The organism is Pseudonocardia sp. NPDC049154 (assembly GCF_040648315.1).
Lineage (GTDB): Bacteria > Actinomycetota > Actinomycetes > Mycobacteriales > Pseudonocardiaceae > Pseudonocardia.
The window spans coordinates 15,215-31,735 of record NZ_JBEZDN010000093.1; the positions used below are offsets into that span (position 1 = coordinate 15,215).

Below are 16,521 nucleotides of genomic sequence, written 5' to 3' on the forward strand. Positions count from 1 at the left end.
ATGCGGATCGCCGTCGCGGGGGGCGGGCCGGGAGGGCTGTTCTTCGCCACCCTGATCCGGCGGGCCGACCCGTCGATCGAGGTCACGGTCTTCGAGCGGAACCGGGCCGACGACACGTTCGGCTTCGGCGTGGTGTTCTCCGACCGCACGCTGGCCGGGATCCACGAGGCCGACCCGGTGCTGCGGCAGGCGCTGACCGAGCACGGCCGGCACTGGGACGAGATCGAGGTGCGCCTGAAGGGCGAGCGGATCCGCTGCGGTGGGAACGGCATGGCCGCGGTGGTGCGCAAGACGCTGCTGGCGCTGATGCAGGCCCGCGCCCGGGACGTCGGCGCCGACCTGCGGTTCTCCACCGAGGTCACCCTCGCCGAGCTCGACGACTACGACCTGGTCGTGGCGGCGGACGGGACCGGCTCGAGGATCCGCGAGCAGCTCGACGCCGACCTGGGCGTGGAGGTCGAGACCGCGACGGCGAAGTTCATCTGGTTCGGCACGGACTACCTGTTCGACGGCCTGACCTTCGTCCACGAGCGCAGCCCCGACGGCGTCTTCGCCGTGCACGGCTACCCGATCTCCGACGAGATGTCGACCTTCATCGTGGAGACGGACGAGGCGTCCTGGCGGCGCGCCGGGCTCGACGAGTTCGACGTGACCCGGCCGCCGGGCGAGAGCGACCTGGTCTCGAAGGAGTACCTGGAGAAGCTGTTCGCCGACCAGATCGACGGCAAGCGGCTGCTGACCAACAACTCCCGCTGGGGCAACTTCCGCACCCGCCGGACCAGCCGGTGGCACGCGCTGCAGCCGCGCCCCGTGGCCCTCCTCGGCGACGCCGTGCACACCGCTCACTTCTCGGTCGGTTCGGGCACGAAGATGGCGATGGAGGACGCGGTCGCGCTGTCCGCGGCGCTCGCCGCGCACCCCGACGACCTCCCGGCGGCCCTCGCGGCGTACGAGGAGGCCGCCCAGCCGTCCGTGCGGAAGATCCAGGACTCCGCGCGTCCGAGCCTCGCCTGGTGGGAGCACTTCGGCGAGTACCACGACGCCTTCGAACCGTGGCAGTTCGCGTACCACTTCCTCTCCCGCAGCATCACCGACGCGCGGCTGGCGAAGCGGGACCCGGAGTTCGTCGCCGCCAGCCACCGCGGGTGGGTCGGCGCCCACGGGGCCGAGCCGCTCGACACACCGTTCGCGCGCGGGGGCTGGTCCACGCCGTGCCGGCTGGTCCGGGTCGCCGCCGGCGAGGGCGGGCCCGCAGCGGTCGAGAACACCCTGCCGCTCGCGGAGCACGCGGACTCCGGTCCGTGGGGCGCGCTCGTCGCCGCCCCGGAGACCGAGGCCGGTCTGCCGGAGGTGTTCGCACGGCTCACCGCGCTCGCGCGCCTCGACACCCCGCCGGTCCTCGTCGCCGTGCACGGCGGCACCGCGCTGACCCGCACGCTGACCTGCGAGCAGGCCCGCCTGCACGACCGCCTGCCCGCGCTGCTGGTCGACGTCGAGGGTGGGGACGGTGTGCGCGACCGCGCGCTCACCACCGTGCTCTCCGGCCGCGCCGACCTGGTGGGGGTGCCGGCGTGACGAGCACCGTGCCCCGCCGGGACACCACGGGGTCGGCGGGCCTGGGGGCGCTCTTCACCCCGCGCGGGATCGCCGTCGTCGGCGCCTCCCGCAGCCCGGGCAAGCTCGGCGCGACCCTGGCCCGCTCGCTGGGCGGGTTCGCCGCGCGCGGCGGCCACCTCGCCCTGGTCAACGGCCGCGACGCGACCATGCACCCCTCGGTGCGCACCGCGGCCGAGGCCGGACCCGTCGATCTCGCCATGATCTGCGTGCCCGCGCCGGCCTGCCCCGAGGTGCTCGCCGAGGCCGCTGCGGCGGGCGCCGGTGCGGCCGTCGTGTGCGGGGGCGGGTTCGCCGAGGTCGGCGGCCCGGGCGTCGGGTACCAGGAGAAGCTCGCGGCGGTGGTCGCCGAGACCGGGATCCGCCTGCTCGGCCCCAACACCAGCGGGTTCCTCGCCCCGCACGCCGGGGTGACCGCGAGCTTCGTGCCCGGGGTCGCGCAGGTCCGGCCCGGCCGGGTCGCCGTCGTCGCGGCCAGCGGCGGGGTCAACCACGCCCTCGCCTTCCTGCTCACCGAGGCCGGGCACGGGGTCAGCCTCGCCGTCGGGCTCGGCAACGGCGTCGACGTCTCGGCGCCCGACGTGCTCGACCACCTCGCCGACGACCCGGACACCGGTGCCGTCGCCCTGCACGTCGAGTCGGTGGCCGACGGGCCCCGGCTGGTCGCGGCCGTGCGGCGGCTCGCGGCCCGGCGGCCGGTGGTGGCGCTCGTGGTCGGCCGGCACGACGTCGGCGCCTTCGCCGCCTCGCACACCGGCGCCCTCGCGACCTCCTGGCGCACCACGCGCGCGGCGCTCGCCCAGGCCGGCGCGGTCCTGGTCGGCGACGAGCGCGAGCTCGTCGACGCCGTCGGGGCGCTGTCGGTGACCCGGGCGCGGCCCGTGCGCGCGGCCGGCGTCGGTGTCGTGACGGCCCAGGCCGGGCCGGGCCTGCTGCTGCTCGACGACCTGCGCGGCCGGGGCGCCCGGGTACCCGAGCTGGCCGCGACCACCCAGGAGGCGCTCGGCGGGCTGCTCCCGCCGCTGACCTTCCAGCGCAACCCGGTCGACACCGGCCGCCCCGGCCCCGAGCTGGGCCGGGTGTTCCGCGCGGTGGCCGGGGATCCCGAGGTCGACGTGGTCGCCGGGTACGCGCTGCACGAGCCCGACGCCGTCGACCTCGTCGCCGCCGCCCGCGAGGGCCGGGTCGACGACGTGCCGGTGGTCCTCGGGCTCGGCGGGACCGGCGACGAGGTGGTGCGGGCCCGCCGCGCCCTGCTCGACGCCGGGATCGCCGTCGCCGCCGATCCGCGGGGCGTCGCGGCCGGCGTCGGTGCCCTGCTCGCCGACGCCCGCGTGCGCGCCCGCCGGGCCGACCCCGTCGTCCCGCGGCATGTCCCCACCGGTGTCGCGGGCGCGCACGACGAGCACGCGGCCAAGGGGCTGCTCGACCGGCTCGGGATCCCGACCGCGCCGCGGCGGGCCTGCGCGAGCCGGGCCGAGGCGCACGCCGGCCTCGCGGAGCTCGGCGGCCCGGTCGCCGTCAAGATCCTCGACGCGGCCGTGCTGCACAAGACCGAGATCGGCGGTGTGCACCTCGGGATCGCCGACGCCGCGGGGCTCGACGAGGCCCTCGACCGGCTCGACGCGATCGGCGCGCGGCGCTACCTCGTCGAGCGGATGGCCCCCGCCGGGGTGGACCTCGTGCTCGGCGCCCGCCGCGATCCGGTGTTCGGCCCGATCGTGCTGCTCGGGCTGGGCGGCACCACCGCCGAGGCCCTGGCGGACGTCGCGATCCGGCTCGCCCCGCTCGGCCCCGGCGAGGCGGCCGAGATGCCGGCCGAGCTGACCGGGCAGGCCCTGCTCGACGGGTGGCGTGGCGGCCCGGTCCTCGACCCCGACGCGCTCGGGCGGGTCGCATCCGCCCTCGGCGACCTGCTCGTCGCCGATCCCGGCCTCGCCGAGATCGAGGTCAACCCCCTGCGCCTGACCGCCGACGGTCTGGTCGCGCTCGACGCCGTCGTCATCCCCACGGAGGCCAGTGATGCCCAGCCCGATCGGTGACCACACGGTGCCCTGGCCCGCGGATCTCGCCGAGGACTACGCGGCGAAGGGCTACTGGGCCGGCGTTCCGCTCGGCACGCTGCTGCGCGAGGTCGCCGACACCCGGCCGGACGCCCCGGCGCTCGTCGACGCCGCCGTGGGCCTGCGGCTGACCCACGGCGAGCTCGCGGGGCGGGCCGACGCCGCCGCGGCCCGGCTGCTCGACCTGGGCCTGGCCCGGGGCGACCGGATCGTGGTGCAGCTCGGCAACGGGTGGGAGTTCGTGGTGCTCACCCTCGCCTGCCTGCGCGCCGGGATCGTGCCGGTGATGGCGCTGCCCGCGCACCGCCGCACGGAGCTCGCCCACCTCGCCACGCACGCCGAGGCCACCGCCATCGCGGTACCGGACCGGATGCGCGACTTCGACCACCAGGCGCTGGCGCACGAGCTGGCCGGCGAGGTGGTGCCGCGGACCGGGGGACCCTGGCACGTGGTCGTCGCCGGCGACGACGTCGCGCCCGACAGCGTGGACCTGCGGGCGCTCTGTAGGCCGGCCGCCGACCCGGCCGCCGACCGGGCGCGGCTCGACGCGGTGCCGGTGGGCAGCCGGGACGTCGCGGTCTTCCTGCTCTCCGGCGGCACCACCGGCCTGCCGAAGCTCATCGCCCGCACGCACGACGACTACGCCTACAACGCCCGGGCCAGCGCCGGCGTGGCCGGCGTCGACTCCGGCACCGTCTACCTGGTGAGCCTGCCGGCCGGGCACAACTTCCCGCTCGCCTGCCCGGGCATCCTCGGTGTGCTGCTGGCCGGCGGCCGCGTCGTCCTGCTGCCGTCGCCGGAGCCGGCCCGGGCCTTCGCGACGATCGAGGCCGAGGGGGTCACGCACACCGCCGTCGTCCCGGCGGTGGCCGGGCGCTGGCTGGACCACGCCGCCGAGCACGGCAGGGGACCGGTCGCGAGCCTGCGCGTGCTGCAGGTCGGCGGCGCCCGCCTCGCCGACGAGCTGGCCCGCAAGGTCCGGCCCGTCCTCGGCAGCACCCTGCAGCAGGTGTTCGGCATGGCCGAGGGGCTGCTCAACGTCACCCGGCTCGACGACCCCGACGAGGTCGTCTGCACCACCCAGGGCCGGCCGATGTGCCCGGACGACGAGGTGCGGCTCGTCGACGAGCTCGACCAGGACGTGCCCGAGGGCGAGCCCGGCTCCCTGCTCACCCGCGGCCCGTACACCCCCCGCGGCTACTACAGGGCGGCTGAGCAGAACGCCCGCGCCTTCACCGCCGACGGCTGGTACCGCTCCGGTGACATCTGCCGGCGCACCCCCGAGGGCAACCTGATCGTCGAGGGCCGGGACAAGGACATGATCAACCGCGGCGGCGAGAAGATCTCCGCCGAGGAGGTCGAGAACCTCGTCTACCAGCTGCCGGCCGTCGCGCAGGTGGCGGCGGTCGCGATGCCCGACCGCGAGCTCGGGGAGCGGGTCTGCCTCTACGTGGTCCCGCGGGCCGGGGCGGCCGTGACGCTCGAGGAGATCCGGGCGTCGATGGAGCGGATCGGCGTCGCCCGGTTCAAGCTGCCCGAGCACCTGGTGGTGGTCGACGAGCTCGCGTCGACGAAGGTCGGCAAGATCGACAAGAAGGCGCTGCGGGCCGACATCGCCGACCGGCTCGCCGGGGCGTCCGCGTGAGCGCCGTCGCCCTGTCCGGCAGGGAGGACTGCCCGTCGCCGGAGCTGGTGCCGGTCGACCGCACACGCACGTGGCGGGTGGGCGCCGGCGAACCGGTGGGCACCGTGACCGGGCCCGCCGCGGAGGTGGTCGGCCGGCTGACCGGCCGGATCGCGGACCCGACCCGGCCGTCGCTGCCGCGCCGGCTCTGAGGCGGGTCAGGCCACGCCGAGCAGCCGGTGCGCCGTGGCGCGGTCGGCCCGGAACTCCGGGGTGCCCACCCGGTGCACGATCCGCCCCTTCTCCATCACCGCGATCTCGTCGCACACCGCGAAGGCCAGGTGGAGGTCCTGCTCGACCAGCAGGATCGCCACCCCTTCCCGGCGGAGCGTCCCGAGCAGGTCGGCGATCTGGTCGACGATCGCCGGGGCGAGGCCGTCGGACGGCTCGTCGAGCAGCATGAGGCGGGGATCGGTGACCAGGGCGCGGGCCACGGCCAGCATCTGCTGCTCCCCGCCCGAGAGCCGCCCGGCGGGCTGCCCGAGGCGCTCCCGCAGCCGGGGGAGGAGGTCGAGGACGGCGTCGACGGTCCACCGCCGGCCGTGCCCCCGCGCCGCCAGCGCCAGGTGCTCGGCCACCGTGAGCGGCGCCCAGACCCGCCGCCCCTGCGGGACGAGCGCGACCCCGGCCCGGGCGATCACGTCCGGCCGCCGGCCGGCCACGTCCCGCCCGTCGAGCAGGACCCGGCCGGACGTGGGCGTGACCAGCCCCATCAGCGTCATGACCAGGGTGGACTTGCCGACGCCGTTGCGGCCGAGCAGGCCGAGCGCGCCGCCGGGGGCGATGCTCAGGTCGACACCCGCGAGCACGGTGCTGCGGTCGTAGCCGGCGGTCAGGGCCTCGACCCGCAGCGAGGATCCGGTCATGACGTGAACAGCTCCTCGCGGCGGGCGGTGCCGAGGTAGGCCTCGCGGACGGCGTCGCTCGCCCGCACCTCGTCGGGCGTGCCGGACAACAGCACCCGGCCCAGGTGCAGCACCGTGACGTGGTCGGCGAGGTCGAACACGAGGTCGAGGTCGTGCTCCACGAACAGCACCGTCACCTCCCGCGGCAACCCGGCCAGCAGGACGAGCAGCCGCGCGCTCTCCGCGGGGGACATGCCGGCGGCGGGCTCGTCGAGCAGCAGGACGGTGGGGGCGCAGGCGAGCGCCAGGGCCACCTCCAGCTGCTTGCGCTCGCCGTGCGAGAGCGCGGGCACGGGCAGCCCGGCCCGGTCGCCGAGCCCGACCTGCGCGAGCAGCTCGTCCGTACGCTCGACCACCGCCGGACGACGGCCCGGCCACGGGACGATCCGCGCGCCGCCGCCCGCGGGACCGTGCCGGCGCACGGCGAGCGCGACGGTCTCGGCGGCGGTCAGCGAGGCGAACAGGCTCGCGTGCTGCATGGTCTGGCTCATCCCGAGCCGGCAGCGGCGCACCTCCGACAGCCCGGTGACGTCCCGGTCGCCGAGGTGCACGGTACCGGCGTCGGCCCGCATCCGGCCGGTGAGCAGCCGGAACAGGGTGGACTTGCCGGCACCGTTGGGCCCGATCAGGGCGTGCCGGGCGCCGGGCTCGACGGTGAGGTCGACCGCGTCGACGGCCCGGAGGGCGCCGAACGAGCGGCGCAGCCCGCGGCAGGTCAGGGCGCTCACGGGCTCCTCCTCCGGAAGGGGCGCAACCGGACGGGGCGCAGCCCGGCGAGCCCGGCGGCGCCCCGCGGCAGCAGGTACACGACCAGCACGAACACCACGCCGAGCAGCAGCTCGCCGTGGCCGCCGAGGCTCGGGCCGAGGGCGTCGCGCACCAGGACGACGAGCGCCGCGCCGACCACCGGGCCCCACAGCGAGCCCGCGCCGCCGATCACGACCGCGAGCAGGGCCAGCGCGGCCGTGGTGAAGCCGAGGTCGGCGGGCGTGACGAGGCGCTGCTGGGCGGCGAGCAGGGAGCCGGCGGCCCCGGCCACAGTGCCGGCGGCGACGAACGCGGCGTACTTGTAGACCGTCGTCGGGTAGCCGATCGCGCGCATCCGCGGCTCGTTGTCCCGGATCCCGCGCAGCGCGGCGCCGAAGGGGGACCGGGCGAGCACCCACACCACCGCGAACATCAGCAGGCCCACGACCAGCACGTACCAGTAGAGGAACCCGGCGTTCAGCAGCGGCGCGCCGCCGAGCCGGGCCGCGGGGATGCCCGCGAGGCCGTTGGCCCCGCCCGTCACCGTGTCCCAGCTCTGCGCGACCTGGGCGAGGATCTCGCCGATCGCGAGGGTGAGCATCAGGAAGAACACCCCGGCCGAGCGCACGGCGACCCAGCCGGTGGCCGCCGCGGCCAGGCCGCCGACCACCGCCCCCACCAGGAGGGGCACCGGAACGGCGGGGGTGACGTGGATCGAGACCCAGCCGGCGGCGTAGGCGCCGGCGCCGAAGTAGGCGGCGTGCCCGAGCGACGGCAGCCCGGTCACCCCCACGAGCAGGTCGAGGCTCACCGCCAGCAGCCCGAACACCAGCAGCCGGGTCAGCGTGGTGGTGGCGAAGGGCGCCAGGAAGAGCGGGGCGGCGGCGAGCACCAGCACGACGACGACCGCCGGCACCGCCGCGTACCGGCGGCGGACCGGCGGGCGGGGCGCCGCGGTCCCGCCGACCACGTTCCCGGGTACCTCGGGCACGTCCGGTGCCTCCGATCGCGCCGACAGCTCGGTCACGCCGCCGCCCCCGCCCGGCTCCCGAAGAGCCCCTGCGGGCGCAGGACCAGGACCAGCGCCAGCGCGCCGAACAGCACGAAGGAGGCCAGGTCCGGCAGCAGCGCCCGGCCCAGCGACTCGATCTGTCCGATCACCAGCGCGCCGACCAGGGCGCCGCGCACCGAGCCGAGGCCCCCGATGACCACGACGACGAGCGCCAGGATCAGCACGGTCGAGTCCAGGCCGACGCTCGCCCCGTACACCGGGCCGCCGAGCACGCCGGCCACCGTGGCCAGCAGCGACCCGAGGGCGAACACCGCGACCTTGACCCGCCGGTTGTCCACGCCGATCGAGGCGACCATCTCGCGGTCCGCCACCGTGGCGCGGACGAGGGCCCCGAGCGTCGTCCGCTCGACCACCACGTGGATGGCGACGGCCAGGACCGCGCCGATGCCGATGATCACCAGGCGGTACGTCGGGTACGCGGCGCCGGCCAGCGAGACCGACCCGTCGAGCCCGGGCGGCGCCGGCACGGCCAGCGGGTCGTCGCCGAACGCGATCTGCAGCACCTCGGCGACGATCAGCGCCACGCCGAGGGTGAGCAGCGCCTGGTCCAGGTGCGACCGGCGGCGCAGCGGCTCGGTCATCGCGGACAGCACGCCGCCCGCGAGCAGCCCGATCACGGCAGCGAGGCCGAGTGCGCCGAGGAACGCGCCCCACGACGGCCCGCCGGCGGAGAGTGCCGCGGCCACGTACGCCCCGGTGACGAACAGCGCGCCGTGCGCGAGGTTCAGGACGTCCATCATCCCGAACACGAGCGAGAGCCCGACGGCGAGGATGAACAGCAGGGCGCCGATGGCCAGCCCGTTCAGGACGCTGATCAGGTTGGCCGCGAGCCAGCCCGTCATACCTGGGCCTTCTGCCCGAGATCGGAGGTGACCGCGTTGCTCAGCTGCCCGGGGACGCCCTCGACGATGCGCAGGTACATCGTCTGGCGCGGGCTCTGGCCGTCGAAGGTCCACGAGCCGCGCGGGCTGTCGTCGATCGCGCCGACCTGTCCGAGGGCGGCGCTCACCGCGTCGCCGTCGAGCGCGGTCGCCGAGCCGAGGGCCCGGTCCAGCACGGCGGCGGCGTCCCACGTGGACACCGAGTAGCAGGTGGGGAGGGCCTGGTAGGCCCCGCGGTAGGCGTCGACGAACGCCCGGTTGGCCGGGTTGTCGAGCCGGTCGGTGTAGAAGAGCGAGGTGCGCACGCCCACCGCGGCGTCGCCCTGCGCGGTGAGGACCCCGCCCTCGGTGAGGAAGCCCGACCCGTAGAGCGGCACGGAGTCCTTCAGCCCGAACTGGGCGTACTGCTGCACGAACCGGACCGCCTCGGCGCCGGCGAAGAAACAGAACACCGCGCCCGCCCCGGACTGCCGGATCTGCGAGAGGAAGGGCTGGTAGTCCTGGGTGGTGCCGAAGGGCGGCGCCGCCTCGCCGGCGATCCGGCCGCCCGCCGCCTCGTAGGCGGCCTTGAATCCGGCCCGGACCTCGGTGCCGGCCGCGTAGTCCGGCGCGATGAGGAAGACCCCACCGGGGATGTTCTGCTGCGCGAGGTACGGGCCCGCGGCCGCCGCGACCTGCGCGTTCTGGAACGAGGTCCGCCAGACGTACGGCGTGCGGGACTTCCCGGTGATGTCCGCGGCGCCCGCGTTGGCCACGACGAGGACCTTCTTCGACTCGCTCATCAGCGGTGCGGCGCCGAGGGCCGTCGCCGAGTTCACGATCCCGACGACGACGTCGACCTGGTCCGCCTGCAGCACCCGTTGGACGGCCGGCACTCCGCTCTGCGGGTTCTCGCCCTCGTCGGCCACGACGGTCGTGACCTCGCGGCCGCCGATCCGGTTGCCGTGCTGCTGCAGCCAGAGGTCCCAGCCGCGCTGCATGTCCGTGCCGAGCGAGGCGTACACCCCGGACTGCGGGACGACCAGGCCGACCTTCACCGGCCCACCCTGCGCGCCGCCGCCTCCCGACGAGCCCCCGCCGACGCTGCTGCCGCAGGCCGCGAGCGCGGGTGCGGCCGCCGCCGCGCCGAGGAGCCCGAGGAGGCGCCGCCTGGACAGGGTGTACTCAGCCATCGAACCGCTCCTCGTCGAACGATGTGGTGGGGCCGACGTACTACACGGGTGTGTCGGAGGACACGGATGGTGTCGAATCACTCGGACGGGTGTCAACCGCTCGCACCGTGACGAAAGGGAATCGTGACGCGCCCGGTGCGGCCGTCAGCCGGCGTCCGGCTCGGTCCGGCTGGCGGCGATGACCTCGGTCAGCACGGCGTGCAGGTGCTCGAGGTCGGAGATCGGCATCCCGAGCCGGTCGATGATCGCCGGGGGGATCCGCTCGGCCTGCACGCGCAGCGCGCGGCCCTCCGCGGTGAGGCCGACGGCGAGCATGCGCTCGTTGCCCTCGACGCGCCTCCGCGTCACGTACCCGGCCGCCTCCAGGCGCTTGAGCAGCGGGGACAGCGTGCCCGGGTCGAGCGCCAGGGCCGTGCTGAGGTCGGTCACCGAGCGGGGCGAGCGCTCCCACAGCGCAAGCATGACCAGGTACTGCGGGTGCGTGAGGCCCATCGGCTCGAGGAGCGGGCGGTACAGCGCGATGACGTTGCGCGCCGCCACGGCCAGCGCGAAGCAGACCTGCCGGTCCAGCGTGAGCAGATCGGGTTCTGCGACGGTCGCGAGGTCACCCTCGTCACATCGTCCGGAGTCGGTCACTGGGCCAGTGTACGATCCTTGGTGTACAAAGTGTTGGGGTGAGGATGATGTCCGAGACGGTCCGGCCGAATCCGCTGCGATGGCTCCTCTACGCCTGCGGGGCGGGGCTGCCCGCGCGGCACAAGGAGTGGGTGCTGCACGACGTCACCGCACCGAGCTGGCGGTGGCGGCACTTCGCCCGCGCCACCGTGCAGCTGCTGCCGATCGCGGTGCTGCTGTACGTGTTCATCCCCGGCGAGTCCTGGGTCCGCGCGATGGCGGTGCTCGGCGGCCTGCTCATCGGCTACTTCTACTCGTTCGCCTACATGTACGAGTCGGCCGAGCACCGGGCGGTCAAGGCCGGCTACCCGCAGGGCGGCGCCGCCGCGATCCGCGAGGAGGCCCACGCCGACGAGCGTCGCGAGCAGGAGGAGCGCTACGCCGCCCGCTGGCGGCAGGAGGACTGACCGCCCTCTACAGCAGGCCCCGCTCCCGCGCGGCGTGCACCGCGGCCGTCCGGTTCCGCACGTCGAGCCGGCGCATCGCGCTGCGGAGGTAGGCCTTCACCGTCTCCTGGCTCAGCCCCATCGCGTCGGCGACCTCGGCGTTGGTCCGGCCCAGGGCGACGAGCCCGAGCACGTCGAGCTCGCGGGGGGCCAGCGCGGGCCGGGATGCGGCCGGGTCCGCCCCGCCCAGCTCCGTGACGATCCGGGCGAGCCGCCGGCGCAGGTCGGGATCGGCCGCGGTCCGCGCGAGGTCGGCGAGCTCGGCCAGCGCCGTCCGTGCCCGGGTCTCCGGCGACCTGCGGGGACGGGCGGGCGGCGGGAGCAGCGCCGCGATCTCGCGCTCGAGCGCGGCCCCGAACGCGGCCACCCGGTCCAGGACGACGTCGCCGATGCGGTGCGGGGCGCGGACGGCCCCGTACACCACGGCGCCGACCGCCCCGCCCACCGCGACGGGCACGGCGACCACCGAGGTCATCCGCTCCTCGCGGACCACGTGGTGGTCGAAGTCGTGGGTGATCGCGCGGGTGGAGGCGTAGTCGTCGACCCGGCAGGCCGTGCCGGTCAGCAGCGCGGAGCCACCCAGCCCACGCCCGCGGCCCACCTCGAGATCGCGCAGCGAGTCGCCGAGCGTGCCGCGCAGGTGCCCGATCCGCAGCTGGGGTCCCTCGCGGCGCGGCCGCGTCGCCCCGCCGAACACCACCGGCAGCCCGGTCGTCCGCTGCAGCTGGCGCAGCCGCTGCCCGACGACCCGGTCGACGATGCCGACCGGTGAGTCGTCGTCGACCACGTGACCTCCTCGTCGTCGCCGGGCCGCCGTCGACGGCCCCGAGAAGAGGGTCCGGTCCGGGTGGTCCGCGCGCTACCCCTGTTCGGGGGTAGTGACGCCGGTCCACCGCCGGTCAGGCTTCCGGCCGCCGATCCGCCGGGGCACGGCCCCGGGACCGGATCCGTACGGACGCCGACCGGGAGACGACACCACGATGACGACCAGCCACGACCGCTACCGGGCCGCCCGCGACCTGCTGCTGGGCCTGCGCGAGGACCACGAGAAGGCCGTCGCCGCGTTCGCGTGGCCGGCGTTCGACGCGCCGTTCAACTGGGCGCACGACTGGTTCGACGTGATCGCCGACGGGGTGGACCGGCCCGCGCTGACCATCGCGGAGGAGGACGGGAGCGTGGCCTCCTGGTCGTTCGACGGGCTGCGGCGCCGCTCGAACCAGCTGGCCCGGTGGCTCGCCGACCGGGGCGTCCGCCGCGGCGACGGCGTCCTGCTGATGCTCGGCAACCAGGTCGAGCTGTGGGAGTCGATGCTCGCGGTGATGAAGCTCGGCGCGGTGATCATGCCGACGACCACCGCTCTCGGCGCCGCCGACCTGCCGGACCGGATCGCCCGCGGCGGTGCGCGGCACGTGGTCGCGGGGGCGGCCGACGCACCCAAGTTCGGCGGGATCGACGGCCTCGCCCGCATCGCCGTGGGCGGGCCCGTCGAGGGCTGGCTGGACTACGCCGACGCCGCCACCGCCGCCGACGACCCGCTCCCGCACCCCGGCACCTCCGCCGACGACCGGCTGCTCCTGTACTTCACCTCCGGCACGACGAGCCGCCCCAAGCTCGTCGAGCACACCCAGCAGTCCTATCCGGTGGGTCACCTGTCCACGCTGTACTGGCTGGGCATCCGGCCCGGCGACACGCACCTCAACATCAGCTCGCCGGGTTGGGCCAAGCACGCGTGGAGCTGCTTCTTCGCGCCGTGGATCGCCGAGGCCTCGATCTTCGTCCACAACTACTCGCGGTTCGACGCCGCGGCGCTGCTCGGCAAGATCCGCGAGCACGGCGTGAGCACGTTCTGTGCCCCGCCGACGGTGTGGCGGATGCTGATCAAGGCCGACCTGTCGGGCGGACCGGGGGAGCTGCGCGAGGTGATCGCCGCGGGCGAGCCGCTCAACCCGGAGGTGATCGAGCAGGTCCGGCGGGCGTGGGGGCTGACGCTGCGCGACGGGTTCGGGCAGACCGAGACCACGGCGTCGGTCGGCAACACCCCGGGCTCCGTGGTGAAGCCCGGCTCGATGGGGAGGCCGCTGCCGGGCGTGCCGGTCGTGCTCGTCGACCCGCTGACGGGACGGCCGAGCGAGGTCGAGGGCGAGATCTGCCTCGACCTCGCCGAGGCCCCGCTGAGCCTGATGACCGGCTACCTCGGCGACCCGGAGAAGCAGGCCGAGGCGACCGAGGGCGGCTACTACCACACCGGCGACGTCGCCACCCGCGACGCCGACGGGTACCTGTTCTACGTCGGCCGCACGGACGACGTCTTCAAGGCCTCCGACTACAAGGTCTCGCCGTTCGAGCTGGAGAGCGTGCTCATCGAGCACCCGGCGGTGACGGAGGCGGCGGTGGTCCCGGCGCCGGACCCGGTCCGTCTGGCCGTGCCGAAGGCCTATGTCGCCCTCGCCCCGGGCTGGGAGCCGACGCGGGAGACCGCGCTGGAGATCCTGCGGCACGCGCGCGAGAACCTGGCCCCCTACCTGCGGGTGCGCCGGCTGGAGTTCTTCGACCTGCCCAAGACGATCTCCGGCAAGATCCGCCGGGTCGAGCTGCGCGCCCGCGAGGAGGCCGGCGACGGTGGCGGGACCGAGTGGCGCGACGACCGGTTCCCCGAGCTGAAGGGCTGACGCGCCCGCGGCAGCTCTCCTTCTTCACCGACGGGGCCGACGACGGCGCCGCGGATCGGCCCGCCGCGGCTGAAAGGCTGCGGCGGGCCACTGCTCCATCAGTGTTCACACCCGGGACGGTTCTGGTGTTCCGTCCGTCGAGGCCCTACCGTCGCTCAGGTAATCAAACCTTTGATCGTCACTCGGCGATCAGGACCCGCGACCTCCCAGCGACGGGAAGGGACTGTCGATGACGCACACCCCCGGGGCGGCCACGCCGTTCGCCTCCTCCGCCGACACCGCCGCCAAGGAGCAGACCCTCGAGGTCCTCGCCGACGGCGTCTACGCGCTCACGGCCGAGGGGGACCCGAACATCGGCGCGATCGAGGGCGAGGACTTCCTCGTCTGCTTCGAGGCCCTCGCCACCCCCGTCGCCGCGGAGAAGTGGCTGACCACGCTGCGTCAGCACACCGACAAGCCGGTGCGCTACCTGGTGCTCTCGCACTACCACGCGGTCCGGGTGCTGGGCGCGAGCGCGTTCGGCGCCGAGACGATCGTGTCCCACGAGATCACCCGCGACCTGGTGGCCGAGCGGGGCAAGCAGGACTGGGAGTCGGAGTTCGCGCGGATGCCGCGGCTCGCGGAGGCGGCGGACTCGGTGCCGGGGCTGACCTGGCCCACGCTGACCTTCGCCGACCGGCTGACCATCGATCTCGGCGGCGACCGCGGTGAGCTGGTGCTGCAGTACCACGGGCGCGGGCACACCGAGGGGGACATCACCGCCTGGCTGCCGCGGCAGAAGATCCTCTTCGCCGGCGACCTCGTCGAGGCCCAGGCCGCGCTCTACACCGGTGACGCCTTCCATCGGGACTGGGCGGGCACCACCCTGGACTCCGTGAAGGCGCTCGGTGCGGAGCAGTTGGTCGGGGGACGGGGCGCGGTCAGCCGCAGCCGCGCGGAGGTCGACGCGGCGATCGAGCAGACCCGCGGGTTCCTGCAGGCGATGATCCGCGAGGTCGGCGGGGTGCAGGAGCGCGGTGGCACGCTGAAGGAGGCGTTCGAGGCCACGCACGCCGCGCTGGTGGACGACTACGGGCACTGGCCGATCTTCGAGCACTGCCTGCCCTTCGACGTCTCGCGGCTGTGGGACGAGCTGTCCGGTGTCGAGCGCCCGGTCATCTGGACGGCCGAGCGCGACCAGGAGGTCTGGGCCCAGCTGCAGGGCTGAGCCCCGGTTCAGGACTCGCGACGACGGGAGTACCGCATGACCACCACACCTCGCTCGCGGAGCAGGGACCGGGCGGCGGGCGCCTGGCCCTCCGCGCCGGTGCTCGTCCTGGGCGCCGGCCCGGTCGGGCAGACCACCGCCCTGCTGCTCGCCCGCTGGGGCGTGCCGACGATCGTGCTCGACCGGCGTCCCGAACGGGACAGGGTGGGCTCCAAGGCGATCTGCCAGCAGCGGGACGTCCTCGACGTCTGGGAGGCCGTCGGCGCCGGCCGGCGGATCGCCGACGAAGGCGTCACCTGGACCACCGCCCGCACCTTCCACCGCGACCGGGAGCTGTTCGCGGTCGAGTTCGCCGACCCCGGCCGCTCGGCGTTCCCGCCGTTCGTCAACATCTCCCAGACGCGCACCGAGGAGATCCTCGACGAGTGCATCGCCGCCGGACCCCTCGTGGACCTGCGCTGGGGGCACCGGGTCGTGCACGTCGAGCAGGACGGCGCCGGGGTCGTCGCCCGCCTCGACGACGACCGGGAGCTGCGCGGCTCCTACCTCGTCGTCTGCGCCGGGGCCCGCAGCGACGAGCTGCGCGCGCTCCTCGGGGTGAGCTTCGACGGGCACTCCTTCGACGACCGCTTCCTCATCTGCGACATCCGCGCGGACCTGCCCGGCTGGGCCTCCGAGCGGCGGTTCTTCTTCGACCCGGAGTGGAACCCGGGGCGCCAGGTGCTGATCCACCCGTGCCCGGACTCGACCTTCCGGATCGACTGGCAGGTGCCGGCGGACTACGACCTGGACGCCGAGGTCGCCTCCGGGGCGTTGGACGCCCGGATCCGGCAGATCGTCGGCGACCGCGACTACGAGATCGTGTGGAAGTCGGTGTACCGCTTCCACTCCCGCGTGGTCGACCGGATGCGGTGCGGGCGGATCCTCGTCGCGGGCGACGCGGCGCACCTGGTGTCGCCGTTCGGGGCCCGCGGGCTGAACTCCGGGGTCGGCGACGCGGAGAACGCGGCCTGGAAGATCGCCTACGTCGGGCACGGCTGGGCGCCCGAGGAGCTGCTGGAGAGCTACCACGCCGAGCGGCACGCCGCGGCGGTCGAGAACATCGCGGTCACCACGGCGACCATGGACTTCCTGGTCCCGCCGGACGAGGCCCGCGCCCGGCACCGCGCCGACGTGCTCGCCCGGGCGGCGTCCGACGCCGGGGCCCGCGCCCGCGTCGACTCCGGGCGGCTGTCCGAGCCGTTCTGGTACGTCGACTCGCCGCTGACCACGGTGGATCCGCGGCGGCCCTTCGGCGGCCGTCCGCCGCGCGGGCAGGTCCCGCCGGCCGGACCCGGCGTGCTGCTGCCCGACGCCCCGGTCGTCGTCGCCGGGGCGACAGTCGGC

15 protein-coding genes are annotated in these 16,521 nt (G+C 75.2%); 8 read left to right on the top strand and 7 right to left on the bottom strand.

Annotation, left to right across the window (positions count from 1 at the left end):
• Genes AB0B41_RS31355 through AB0B41_RS31370 form a run of 4 tightly spaced genes read left to right on the top strand, consistent with a single transcriptional unit; the run spans position 1 to position 5,513 of the window.
• Positions 1 to 1,575, top strand: coding sequence for an FAD-dependent monooxygenase (locus AB0B41_RS31355; protein WP_358209731.1), 1,575 nt, complete (start codon positions 1 to 3; stop codon positions 1,573 to 1,575).
• Complete coding sequence (locus AB0B41_RS31360; RefSeq protein ID WP_358209733.1) at positions 1,572 to 3,656, top strand: acetate--CoA ligase family protein; 2,085 nt, start codon at positions 1,572 to 1,574, stop codon at positions 3,654 to 3,656. The genes AB0B41_RS31355 and AB0B41_RS31360 overlap by 4 nt, the downstream gene beginning before the upstream one ends.
• On the top strand, positions 3,637 to 5,322 hold the full coding sequence (locus AB0B41_RS31365; protein ID WP_358209735.1) for an AMP-binding protein: 1,686 nt from the start codon (positions 3,637 to 3,639) through the stop codon (positions 5,320 to 5,322). The genes AB0B41_RS31360 and AB0B41_RS31365 overlap by 20 nt, the downstream gene beginning before the upstream one ends.
• Positions 5,319 to 5,513, top strand: coding sequence for a hypothetical protein (locus tag AB0B41_RS31370; RefSeq protein ID WP_358209737.1), 195 nt, complete (start codon positions 5,319 to 5,321; stop codon positions 5,511 to 5,513). The genes AB0B41_RS31365 and AB0B41_RS31370 overlap by 4 nt, the downstream gene beginning before the upstream one ends.
• A gap of 6 nt (positions 5,514 to 5,519) precedes the next feature.
• On the opposite strand, the gene AB0B41_RS31375 is transcribed toward AB0B41_RS31370, so the two are convergent.
• The 6 genes from AB0B41_RS31375 to AB0B41_RS31400 all read right to left on the bottom strand — a co-directional run bounded on the left by AB0B41_RS31375 (position 5,520) and on the right by AB0B41_RS31400 (position 10,717).
• Complete coding sequence (locus AB0B41_RS31375) at positions 5,520 to 6,227, bottom strand: ABC transporter ATP-binding protein (RefSeq protein WP_358209739.1); 708 nt, start codon at positions 6,225 to 6,227, stop codon at positions 5,520 to 5,522.
• On the bottom strand, positions 6,224 to 6,994 hold the full coding sequence (locus AB0B41_RS31380; protein WP_358209740.1) for an ABC transporter ATP-binding protein: 771 nt from the start codon (positions 6,992 to 6,994) through the stop codon (positions 6,224 to 6,226). Before AB0B41_RS31380 ends, AB0B41_RS31375 begins: the two co-directional genes overlap by 4 nt.
• Complete coding sequence (locus tag AB0B41_RS31385; protein ID WP_358209742.1) at positions 6,991 to 8,004, bottom strand: branched-chain amino acid ABC transporter permease; 1,014 nt, start codon at positions 8,002 to 8,004, stop codon at positions 6,991 to 6,993. Before AB0B41_RS31385 ends, AB0B41_RS31380 begins: the two co-directional genes overlap by 4 nt.
• Positions 8,005 to 8,036: 32 nt before the next feature.
• Positions 8,037 to 8,927 carry a branched-chain amino acid ABC transporter permease gene (locus AB0B41_RS31390; RefSeq protein ID WP_358209744.1) on the bottom strand — a complete coding sequence of 297 codons (891 nt, stop codon included), beginning with the start codon at positions 8,925 to 8,927 and terminating at the stop codon, positions 8,037 to 8,039.
• A complete protein-coding gene (locus tag AB0B41_RS31395) occupies positions 8,924 to 10,138 on the bottom strand; it encodes an ABC transporter substrate-binding protein (RefSeq protein ID WP_358209746.1) in 1,215 nt (404 codons plus the stop codon). The genes AB0B41_RS31390 and AB0B41_RS31395 overlap by 4 nt, the downstream gene beginning before the upstream one ends.
• A gap of 144 nt (positions 10,139 to 10,282) precedes the next feature.
• Entirely contained in the window at positions 10,283 to 10,717 is a 435-nt protein-coding gene (locus tag AB0B41_RS31400) for a MarR family transcriptional regulator (RefSeq protein ID WP_358209758.1), read from the bottom strand.
• Between the two features lie 104 nt (positions 10,718 to 10,821).
• Here AB0B41_RS31400 and AB0B41_RS31405 point away from each other — a divergent pair, with 104 nt between their 5' ends.
• Positions 10,822 to 11,220, top strand: a complete 399-nt coding sequence (locus AB0B41_RS31405; protein ID WP_358209748.1) for a DUF5313 family protein — start codon at positions 10,822 to 10,824, stop codon at positions 11,218 to 11,220.
• A gap of 7 nt (positions 11,221 to 11,227) precedes the next feature.
• Here the strand turns inward: AB0B41_RS31405 and AB0B41_RS31410 are convergent, their stop codons facing one another.
• Positions 11,228 to 12,046 carry a LuxR C-terminal-related transcriptional regulator gene (locus tag AB0B41_RS31410; RefSeq protein WP_358209750.1) on the bottom strand — a complete coding sequence of 273 codons (819 nt, stop codon included), beginning with the start codon at positions 12,044 to 12,046 and terminating at the stop codon, positions 11,228 to 11,230.
• A gap of 193 nt (positions 12,047 to 12,239) precedes the next feature.
• On the opposite strand from AB0B41_RS31410, the gene AB0B41_RS31415 reads away from it, so the two are divergent.
• From AB0B41_RS31415 to AB0B41_RS31425, 3 genes are all read left to right on the top strand, one after another.
• Positions 12,240 to 13,928, top strand: a complete 1,689-nt coding sequence (locus tag AB0B41_RS31415) for an AMP-binding protein (RefSeq protein WP_358209752.1) — start codon at positions 12,240 to 12,242, stop codon at positions 13,926 to 13,928.
• A gap of 229 nt (positions 13,929 to 14,157) precedes the next feature.
• Complete coding sequence (locus tag AB0B41_RS31420; RefSeq protein ID WP_358209754.1) at positions 14,158 to 15,135, top strand: MBL fold metallo-hydrolase; 978 nt, start codon at positions 14,158 to 14,160, stop codon at positions 15,133 to 15,135.
• A gap of 36 nt (positions 15,136 to 15,171) precedes the next feature.
• The coding region (locus AB0B41_RS31425; protein WP_358209756.1) for an FAD-dependent monooxygenase at positions 15,172 to 16,521 on the top strand (1,350 nt) is incomplete at its 3' end.